General features: G+C 64.2%; 10 protein-coding genes. 5 read left to right on the plus strand and 5 right to left on the minus strand.

What is annotated here, in order from left to right; genetic code table 11:
• The 5 genes from A3736_RS16805 to A3736_RS15435 form a co-directional block, all read left to right on the plus strand.
• Nucleotides 1–332 (plus strand): energy transducer TonB (locus tag A3736_RS16805; RefSeq protein ID WP_156502169.1); only part of this gene is annotated, 332 nt, incomplete at its 5' end.
• Between the two features lie 46 nt (nt 333–378).
• Entirely contained in the window at nt 379–1191 is an 813-nt protein-coding gene (locus A3736_RS15420) for a MotA/TolQ/ExbB proton channel family protein (protein ID WP_067684768.1), read from the plus strand.
• 121 nt (nt 1192–1312) lie between these two features.
• Nucleotides 1313–1843, plus strand: a complete 531-nt coding sequence (locus A3736_RS15425) for a biopolymer transporter ExbD (protein WP_197465633.1) — start codon at nt 1313–1315, stop codon at nt 1841–1843.
• Nucleotides 1844–1898: 55 nt separating this feature from the next.
• Nucleotides 1899–2345: a biopolymer transporter ExbD gene (locus A3736_RS15430; RefSeq protein WP_067684770.1), complete on the plus strand. Its 447-nt coding sequence runs from the start codon at nt 1899–1901 to the stop codon at nt 2343–2345.
• Nucleotides 2346–2640: 295 nt separating this feature from the next.
• Nucleotides 2641–3066, plus strand: a complete 426-nt coding sequence (locus A3736_RS15435; RefSeq protein ID WP_067684772.1) for a biopolymer transporter ExbD — start codon at nt 2641–2643, stop codon at nt 3064–3066.
• 52 nt (nt 3067–3118) lie between these two features.
• On the opposite strand, the gene A3736_RS15440 is transcribed toward A3736_RS15435, so the two are convergent.
• The 5 genes from A3736_RS15440 to A3736_RS16810 all read right to left on the minus strand — a co-directional run.
• Entirely contained in the window at nt 3119–5617 is a 2499-nt protein-coding gene (locus tag A3736_RS15440) for a ligase-associated DNA damage response DEXH box helicase (RefSeq protein WP_067684774.1), read from the minus strand.
• 70 nt (nt 5618–5687) lie between these two features.
• Nucleotides 5688–6554 (minus strand): DUF2059 domain-containing protein, encoded by an 867-nt coding sequence (locus A3736_RS15445; RefSeq protein WP_067684776.1) that lies wholly within the window; start codon nt 6552–6554, stop codon nt 5688–5690.
• Between the two features lie 23 nt (nt 6555–6577).
• The gene (gene pgmG, locus A3736_RS15450; RefSeq protein WP_067684778.1) at nt 6578–7981 is read right to left on the minus strand and encodes a phosphoglucomutase/phosphomannomutase PgmG; all 1404 of its coding nucleotides are present in this window, start codon (nt 7979–7981) and stop codon (nt 6578–6580) included.
• Nucleotides 7978–8280 carry a J domain-containing protein gene (locus tag A3736_RS15455; RefSeq protein WP_067684780.1) on the minus strand — a complete coding sequence of 101 codons (303 nt, stop codon included), beginning with the start codon at nt 8278–8280 and terminating at the stop codon, nt 7978–7980. The genes pgmG and A3736_RS15455 overlap by 4 nt, the downstream gene beginning before the upstream one ends.
• A partial coding sequence (locus A3736_RS16810) for a division plane positioning ATPase MipZ (protein ID WP_233999445.1) occupies nt 8277–8424 on the minus strand: 148 nt, incomplete at its 5' end. The genes A3736_RS15455 and A3736_RS16810, both read right to left, overlap by 4 nt.

An 8424-nucleotide genomic window follows, 5' to 3' on the forward strand; every position in this document is an offset into this window, starting at 1 on the left:
TCGATGTGGAAGAGCCCCCGCCCCCGCCTTCGCAGGCTCGTAGCGTGTCGCCGGATACCGCAGCTCGGTGGGCTGCTCGGATCCAGTCCGACTATCCCTCCAGCGCCCTGCGGCGTGACGAGTCCGGAACGGTCACCATGCGGATCACCGTTGGTGCCAACGGCCGTGTGGAGGCTTGTTCGGTAACGGGGAGCTCGGGGTCGAGCGCACTCGACGACGCGGCCTGCCGTGGGATGCAACGTTACGCCCGGTACAATCCCGCGCTGAACGCTGCCGGTAATCCGATTTCCGCGACAACCACGCAATCCATTCGCTACGTCCTGCCCGATTGATGCGGCGTCGCTAAAGCAATAACGATTTTCAAGAGGACCACTCGCTATGATTACTCAACTTCTTGCCGTCGCGGGCGAAGCCGCTCCGCAGAACCAGTTCGGCTTCATGGAAGCCATGGAACAGGGCGGTGTCATCGCCTGGGCCATCTTCACCGTGCTGGTGATCATGTCGGTCGGTTCGTTCTACATCCTGTTCACCAAGCTGTTCGAACAGCGCAAGATCATGAGCCAATACGACAGCGTGCGCTCGCAGTTCTGGCGTGCCAACACGCTCGACGAAGGGGCCAAGAAGCTCGATTCGAACAGCGCATGGCGCCAGCTGGTGGACGATGCGGTGAAGGCTCGCGAAACCCACACCAAGATGGGCGACAACCTCGAGGCGCATGACTGGCTGCATGGCTCGCTCGCGCGTTCGGAAGCGTCGATCAACGCGCGCCTCGCCGGTGGCCTTCCCTTCCTCGCCACTGTCGGCGCGACTGCACCATTCGTCGGCCTGCTGGGTACGGTTATCGGTATCTACCGCGCCCTGATCAACATCGGCCTCGCCGGTTCGGCCTCGATCGACAAGGTCGCCGGTCCCGTCGGTGAAGCGCTCATCATGACCGCCATCGGCCTGCTGGTCGCGGTTCCGGCCGTGCTTGCCTACAACTGGCTGCAGAGCCGCAACAAGCGCATCGCCGAGCGTCTGTCGGGCTTCTCGACCGATCTTCTCGCGAACATCAGCTCGAACGGTGCGGTGCGTCCTGCGGTGATGACGTCGACGTCGACCCAGGCTTCGGCCAAGGCCACCAAGACGGCTCCGGCGGCGGCGAAGCCCACCACGGCGACGACCTCGACCACCACGACCACCCGGAAGTAATCCGGCTCGGCGGGCCGGTGCGATCCTTTCAGGCTTGCCTCGGCCCGCCCCGGTCCTGCGGACCGGAACGCATTCGGGTTCTTGCGGAACCCACGAAACAACGGAACGGATAGGATAAACCATGGCGGTTGCAGTAGGCGGCGGTGTCGAGACCCCGATGTCGGACATCAACACCACCCCCCTCGTGGACGTGATGCTGGTGCTTCTGATCATCTTCCTGATCGCGGTTCCGGTCGCGATCCAGACGATCGAGAAGCTTCGCCTCCCGATCTTCGAATCGGTGGAATCGAAGGACAAGGTCGAGAACCTGCTTCTCACGGTCAGCACGACCGATGCGAGCGGCCTCAGCGCCGGCGAGCCCGGCTATGCCGGCGCCTCGCGCGACGGGCAGTGCCGCGTCTATTTCAACAACATCACCCCGGTGACCTCGCAGGAACTGTACGACCAGGCCTTCGAACGTCTCGACGCGATCGTCCAGCGTGCGGGCGGTGCCGAGCAGATCCGTCAGGATCCGGACCTCATCCCGCAGGTGCATATCCGCGGTGACGTGAACGCACCGTGGTCCTGCGTGGCGGGTGCGATCTACAACGTCCAGGCGGCGGGTTATCCCACGGTGGGCTTCATTTCGAACCCGGTCGATCCGAACGGCTGATCTGCCGGTTCGAGCCCAGGTTTCGCGTTTCAAAGAGTTTCAGGAGTAACCCATCATGGCAATGTCAGGCGGTAAGGACGATGGCGCCCCGATGATCGAGATGAACATGACGCCGTTGATCGACGTCCTGCTCGTGCTCCTCATCATGTTCATCATCACCATCCCGGTCGCCACCCACGCGGTGAATATCGACCTGCCCCAGCCCAACCCGAATCCTCCGCCCGAGGATCAGATCGACCCGATCAAGAACAAGATCGTTCTGACTCAGACCGACGAGATCCTGTGGAACGGGGACACGCTCAACGAAGCGGAGCTGGTGCGTAATCTCAATCTGACCCGCGACATCGTGCCCGAGCCCGAATTGCAGTTCGAGCCCGAAGCCCTCGCGAGCTATGAATTGTCGGCTCGCGTCCTCAACGTCATCAAGGCGAGCGGCGTCACCAAGTTCGGCTTCGTCGGAAACGAGCGTTACCGCACGTTCGGCAGCACGACCGCACAGTAAGCGGACATACCAAGACTTCACGAGAGGGCGGCTTCGGCCGCCCTTTTTGTTGTCCACCGGAAATGCTTCGCGAAGCATCGTGCGCTCCGACCAAAGCCCGCGGTGCGCGGCTCATGTGTACCGCTCCGTCCACGCCAGCTGTCTCGCGCCATCGCGTTGAAAAGATCGGTCTCAATCGCTGACGACACCCCGCGGATGGCCGCTGCCGAAGCCCGGTTCTCGGGCAAAATTTGCCTCGATTGCCCCCGCCCTTGTGTTATGTTATTACGTGGCGAACAAACAGGGGAAAATAACGATGGCTATGGCGCTTTCCGCATCCGACACCCAACCCATGGGCGAGATGAACACCACACCCCTGATCGATGTCATGCTGGTGCTTCTCATCATGTTCATCATGGTGATCCCCGCCGCCACACACTCGGTCGAACTCGACCTCCCTGCCCCTTGTACGGATTGTCCGCTTCCCAATCTCGAGCCAACGCGGAACAAGATCGTCATCGACGGAAGCGACCGCGTGCTCTGGAATGGCGAGGCGATCGATCAGCGCCAGCTATCGACGCTGTTGGTCCTGTCCCGCGATCTCCCGATCGAGCCCGAGCTGCAATTCGAACCCGCAGCCAATGCCAGCTACGCCGCGTCGTCCCGCACGCTAGCGACGATCAAGGCCAGCGGCGTGACCAAATTCGGCTTCGTCGGGAATGAGCGCTACCGCCAATTCTAGGCTCGCTCCAATTTGGGTCGAGGCCGGATAACAATGGAGAGCGCTGCACCGCTTAATCCGGACCGTCGGAAAAATCCTCGACCCGCATAGCTTCGCCAGCCAGGCTCTCGGCCTCGAGCAGCAATTCGTCGTCCACCGCCCCTTGCGGCGTAGCCTCGCGTCCGATCATGACCATAACCGGCACGGCCAGCGGGCTGACCCGATCGAGTTCGACATGCACCATTTGCTCGCCCGCGCGATCGAGCAGATCGCCTAGGCGCCCGACATCGGTCATCCGCGTCCGCGCATCGGCCCAGGCGGCTTCCAGCAACACATGGTCGGGCTCGTATTTGCGCAGCACGTCGTAGATCAGGTCGGTCGAGAAAGTAACTTGCTTGCCCGTCTTGCGCTTGCCCGGATGCTGCCGCTCAACCAAGCCGCCGATCACCGCCACCTCGCGAAAAGCGCGGCGCAGCAAGTGCGAATTCTGCACCCATTCGATAAATTCGTCCTGCAGGATATCGGGGGAGAGGAGCGGCGCGGGATCCTTCACCGGCTTCAGGCCCCAGACGGCCAGCGAATAATCGTTGGCGACGAAGCCACCGGGCAATAGCCCGCGATCCTCCATGCGCCGCGTGATCAGCATGCCCAGGCTCTGGTTCGCGTTCCAGCCTTCGAAAGTGTAATAGACGGTGTATTCGCGCCCGCCGCGCGGGAAACTTTCGACCAGCAATTGCCCCGGCCCCGGCATTTGCGAACGCCAGTCCTGCACTTCCAACCATTCGCGGACATCGTCGGGAAAGCGCGCCCACCCGGCACGGTCGACAAGCATGCCGCGCACTCGGTCGGCCAGATGGGTGGTCAGGGGCAGGCGCTGCCCCCCATAGGAAGGGATCATGGCCGAGGATTTTGCCGCTCGCACCAGAATCTCCATCTCCTGCAGCTTCACCACCTCCAGACTCATGCCCGCAAAGGCGAACGTGTCGCCGGGAGAGAGCGATGCGGCGAAACGCTCCTCCACCTTGCCGAGCGAACGCCCGCCCCGGTTCGAGCCCGCCGTGATCCGCACGTCGAGCATTTCGGAATCGATGATGATCCCGGCATTCAGGCGATGGCGCGCGGCCTGTTCGGGATGCGCCAGCCGCCATATGCCGCCCCCCTCGCCGTCATCTTCGCGCACGATGCGCTTGAATTTATCATAGGCACGCAGCGAGTACCCGCCCGTCGCGACGAATTCCAGCACGCGGTCCCAGGCCGTCTCGTCCACCCAGGCATAGGAAAGGCTGGTGCGTATCTCCGCCAGCAGCGCAGCCTCGCCAAAGGGCTCCGCGCAGGCGCAGGCCATGACATGCTGGGCCAGCACGTCGAGCCCGCCGGGGCGGAACTCCTCCCCATCGCGCTGCCCTTCGTCGACCGCTTCCTTGGCTGCGGTCGCTTCCAGAAATTCGAAGCGGTTGCCGGGCACCAGCAAAGCTCGGCTACGCTGGTCGAGCCGATGATTGGCGCGACCGATCCGCTGCAGCAGGCGCGACGAGCCCTTGGGTGCGCCCATCTGGACGACCAGGTCGATATCCCCCCAATCGACGCCCAGGTCGAGGCTGGCAGTGGCGACAAGCGCGCGCAATTCGCCCCGCGCCATCGCGCCTTCGACCTTGCGGCGCGCTTCCTTGCCCAGCGATCCGTGGTGGATCCCGATCGGCAGCGTGTCCTCATTCATGTCCCACAGGTTCTGGAAGATATATTCGGCCAGAAAGCGCGTGTTGGTGAAGATCAGCGTGGTGCGGTTGGCCTTGATCGCTTCGTAAAGCTGCGGGATCGCCCAAGTGGCGGCGTGGCCGCCCCAGGGCACGCGCTCTTCGTCGGGCAGGAGAATTTCGACTTCGGCGGGCGCGCCAACCTCGCCCTCCACCATCGCGACCGCTTCGATCTCGCTCTCGTCCCCGGTTTTGAGCGGGGCAAGCCATTCGCGAAACCCTTGCGGGTTCGCCAGCGTGGCCGAAAGCGCGGCGCGCTGCATATCGGGCGCGATGGCCTGAAGGCGCGAGAGGGCCAGCGCCAGCAAGTCGCCGCGCTTGCCGGTCGCGAAGGCATGCACTTCGTCGATCACGACGCGCTTCAACCCGGCGAACATGGCGAAACTGTCGGGATAGCTCAGCAGCAGCGAGAGGCTTTCGGGCGTGGTCAGCAGCACATGCGGCGGTTTGGTACGCTGGCGCTTTTTGCGATCGGACGGCGTATCGCCGCTACGCGTCTCGACGCGGATGGGCAGGCCCATCTCCTCGATCGGCGCGATGAGATTGCGCTGCACGTCATGCGCCAGCGCCTTGAGCGGGGAGACGTAGAGTGTGTGCAGCCCGCCGGGCGGCTCCGTCTCTCCCAGCCGTGAGGGGCAGAAGGCGGCCAGCGTCGGCAGAAATCCCGCCAGCGTCTTGCCCGCCCCCGTGTCCGCGACGAGCAAGGCGTGGCGGCCCGCATCGCTCGCCGCAAGCATTTCGGCCTGGTGGCGCCGCACGCGCCAGCCGCGGCCAGCGAACCAAGCTTCGATCTCAGGCGGTATCGGGGGCGTGCTCACCAAGAGATAGCGCGGGATGGGGCGCGGTGTTCCGCCCGTGTCCCATCCGGCGCGAAGTTCAATGCCAATACTACTCCACTTCGGGCTCCTCGCCCTCTCCGTGCGGTATCACCATATCGCCCAGCGCATCCGGTTCCACGCCCAGCAGATCGGCCATGCGCGCGCGCTGAGCCGCCGACAGGTCCGCATAGTCCCGCTCCGCCGGGAGGCTTTCCAGCGCCGCCTCCATCGAAGTTTCCATCTCGGTGAACGAGCCCACCATTTCCGGGAGGGCCTCCATCGTGGCGCCCATGACCTGAGGGTCCGCGAACAGGGCCATGGACTGGCGCGCGAATTCGCTCCCGGTCGGGGTCGCGAAGAAGCTGGAGATATCGGCAAGCTGCGCTTCGTCGAACCGGACCGCATAGGCCTTTGCCAATCCCGCGCGTACGGGGGGCTCCACCGCGGCGAACGCGCCGCCCATATTCGCGATGAGCGCGTCCACCATGGTGTCGGCCCGCCGGTCCCACGCGGGATCGAGCATGGTCAGAAGCTCTCTCTTCTCCGCATCGCCCAATTCCGCGATGGCCGCTTCGTCGAGCGTAAGCCTGCTGGCGAGGATGAAGTCGGGCTCGGAAAACATGGCCATCATCGGACGCATGGTCTTTTCCATCATGTCGCGCATCATTTCGCCATAGAAGCCCTCGGGCATCATCGTCGCCACGATGGCGGTGGCGGCGGGGAGGCGCGCTTCCTGGTCGGCAGTTAGCGGTTCGGCCTGGAACATCCCGCTCATCATCGCGAGCACGGCGGCTTCGTCCATGGCCCCGCCCGCTTCGGCAGGCTCCAGAGCGACCTCGCCCTCGACCTTCCCAATCTCGATATCCTGCGCCGCCAAGGGCGCGGACAGGCCGAGCGAAAGCGTGCCCAGGGCCAGCGAAAATGCAGTCTTCTTCATGATATGTCCCCCTCTCTTTTACCTCAGTGCCCGACGCTCTCGCCGCGCTCCAGCCCCGACAGGGACAGCTGTTCGTCGATCTGCGCCATCAGGCGGGCGAGCCCTTCTTCGCTGTCGCTTTCCGCACGTGCGACGAGGACGTCCTGCGTGTTGGATGCGCGCAGCAGCCACCAGCCGTCCGGCGTCGAGACCCGCACCCCATCGGTCCCGTCGACGTCGGCGTCGCTGCCCGCAAGCCGCTCCTCGACCTCGCGGATCGCAGCGAATTTGCGGCTTTCATCGACCTGGAAACGCAGTTCGGGTGTGTTGACCATGGCGGGCATGCCCCCGCGCAGATCGGTCACCGACCGGCCAAGCCGCGCGCTCGCCGCGATCAGGCGCACGCCGGCATAGAGCGCATCGTCATACCCGTAATAGTCATCGGCGAAGAATACATGTCCGCTCATCTCGCCTGCCAGCGGAGCGCCCGTTTCCTTCATCTTGGACTTGATCAGCGAATGGCCGGTCTTCCACATCAGCGGATTGCCCCCGCACCGCGCCACATGATCGAACAGGGCGCGGCTCGCCTTTACATCGGCGATGACCGTGGCGCCCTGCCGGTTTTTCAAAGCGTCCTCCGCATAGATCATCAGCAATTGATCGCCCCAAACCACCCGGCCTTCACCATCGATCGCGCCGATCCGGTCGCCGTCGCCGTCGAAAGCCACTCCGAAATCGAGGTTCTTCTCGGCGACGAGCGTGCGCAGATCCGCCAGATTCGCCTCGACCGTAGGATCGGGATGATGATTGGGAAAAGTGCCGTCGACATCGGTGAAAAGAAGGTGGTGCTCGCCCGGCAGCTTCGCGGCGAGCATTTCGAGCGCGGGTCCGGCAGCGCCATTGCCCGCGTCCCAGCCGACCTTGAGATCCGCGAGCGCAGCAGGGTCGACATCGCCAAGGCCCATCAACAGGCGCTCGACATACTCGCTCAGAATCTCGCGGCTCTCGACGCTGCCCGCGCCTTCGTCCCAGTCGCCCGTCGCGGCCATTTCGCCCAGTTTCTGGATATCCGCGCCGAAAAACGGACGGCCCTGAAAGACCATCTTGAAGCCGTTGTAATTGGCGGGATTGTGGCTGCCGGTTATCTGAATGCCGCCATCCACATCCTCGCTTGAGGCTTCGGCGTAATAGAGCATCGGCGTCGCGCCGAGGCCGATCGTCACGACATCGCAGCCGCTCGCCGTCAGCCCCTCGATCAGCGCGTGCTCGAGCATGGGTGAGCTGACCCGCCCGTCATAGCCGACCGCGACCTTGCTGCCGCCCGCGCGCCGCAGCAGCGTCGCAAAACCGCGCCCGATGGCACGGGCGTCGTCCGCACCCAGCGTTTCGCCGATAATGCCGCGAATGTCATATTCGCGCAGGACTGTGGAATCGAATTGGTGTGTCATTCACGAGGCTCCGATGGATCGGTTCCGATCTGGTTCAAAAGAAGGTCGCGCGCGGCGTTGATTTCGGCAAGGCGCGCCGTACTGCCGCCGCGATCGGGATGAGTCTGCGCGGCAAGGCGGCGATGCGCCTCGCGTATCGTGCGCGCATCGGCGTCGGTCGCCACGCCCAACATGCGGCGCGCCCACGTCAGCTCTTTGGTCCGCGTCGGAGCAGTGCGTAGATACTCCCACGGCCATTTACCAAACAGCCAGCGGGAGGCGATCGCCAGCAGGGCGGCGATCACCAGCCAGCGGATCATGCCGCCTTGTCCTCCAGGCCGATGCCGGGAAGGCGCAGGCTGGCGATGAGACCGCGCAGTTCCTGCCGCGCGACGAGGTGGCTGGTGCCGAGATCGCCGAGATGCCCCTTGTCGAGCAGGGTCAGGCCCGAGGGGAAAAGCTCG

This window comes from Erythrobacter sp. HI0063, from assembly GCF_001635685.1.
Lineage (GTDB): Bacteria > Pseudomonadota > Alphaproteobacteria > Sphingomonadales > Sphingomonadaceae > Qipengyuania.

Excerpts from the sequence above, each read along its gene's own strand:
- A3736_RS15420 (WP_067684768.1), top strand. The coding sequence starts at position 379 with ATGATTACTCAACTTCTTGCCGTCGCGGGCGAAGCCGCTCCGCAGAAC.
- A3736_RS15425 (WP_197465633.1), top strand. The coding sequence starts at position 1,313 with ATGGCGGTTGCAGTAGGCGGCGGTGTCGAGACCCCGATGTCGGACATC.
- A3736_RS15430 (WP_067684770.1), top strand. The coding sequence starts at position 1,899 with ATGGCAATGTCAGGCGGTAAGGACGATGGCGCCCCGATGATCGAGATG.
- A3736_RS15435 (WP_067684772.1), top strand. The coding sequence starts at position 2,641 with ATGGCTATGGCGCTTTCCGCATCCGACACCCAACCCATGGGCGAGATG.
- A3736_RS15445 (WP_067684776.1), bottom strand. The coding sequence starts at position 6,554 with ATGAAGAAGACTGCATTTTCGCTGGCCCTGGGCACGCTTTCGCTCGGC.
- pgmG (WP_067684778.1), bottom strand. The coding sequence starts at position 7,981 with ATGACACACCAATTCGATTCCACAGTCCTGCGCGAATATGACATTCGC.
- A3736_RS15455 (WP_067684780.1), bottom strand. The coding sequence starts at position 8,280 with ATGATCCGCTGGCTGGTGATCGCCGCCCTGCTGGCGATCGCCTCCCGC.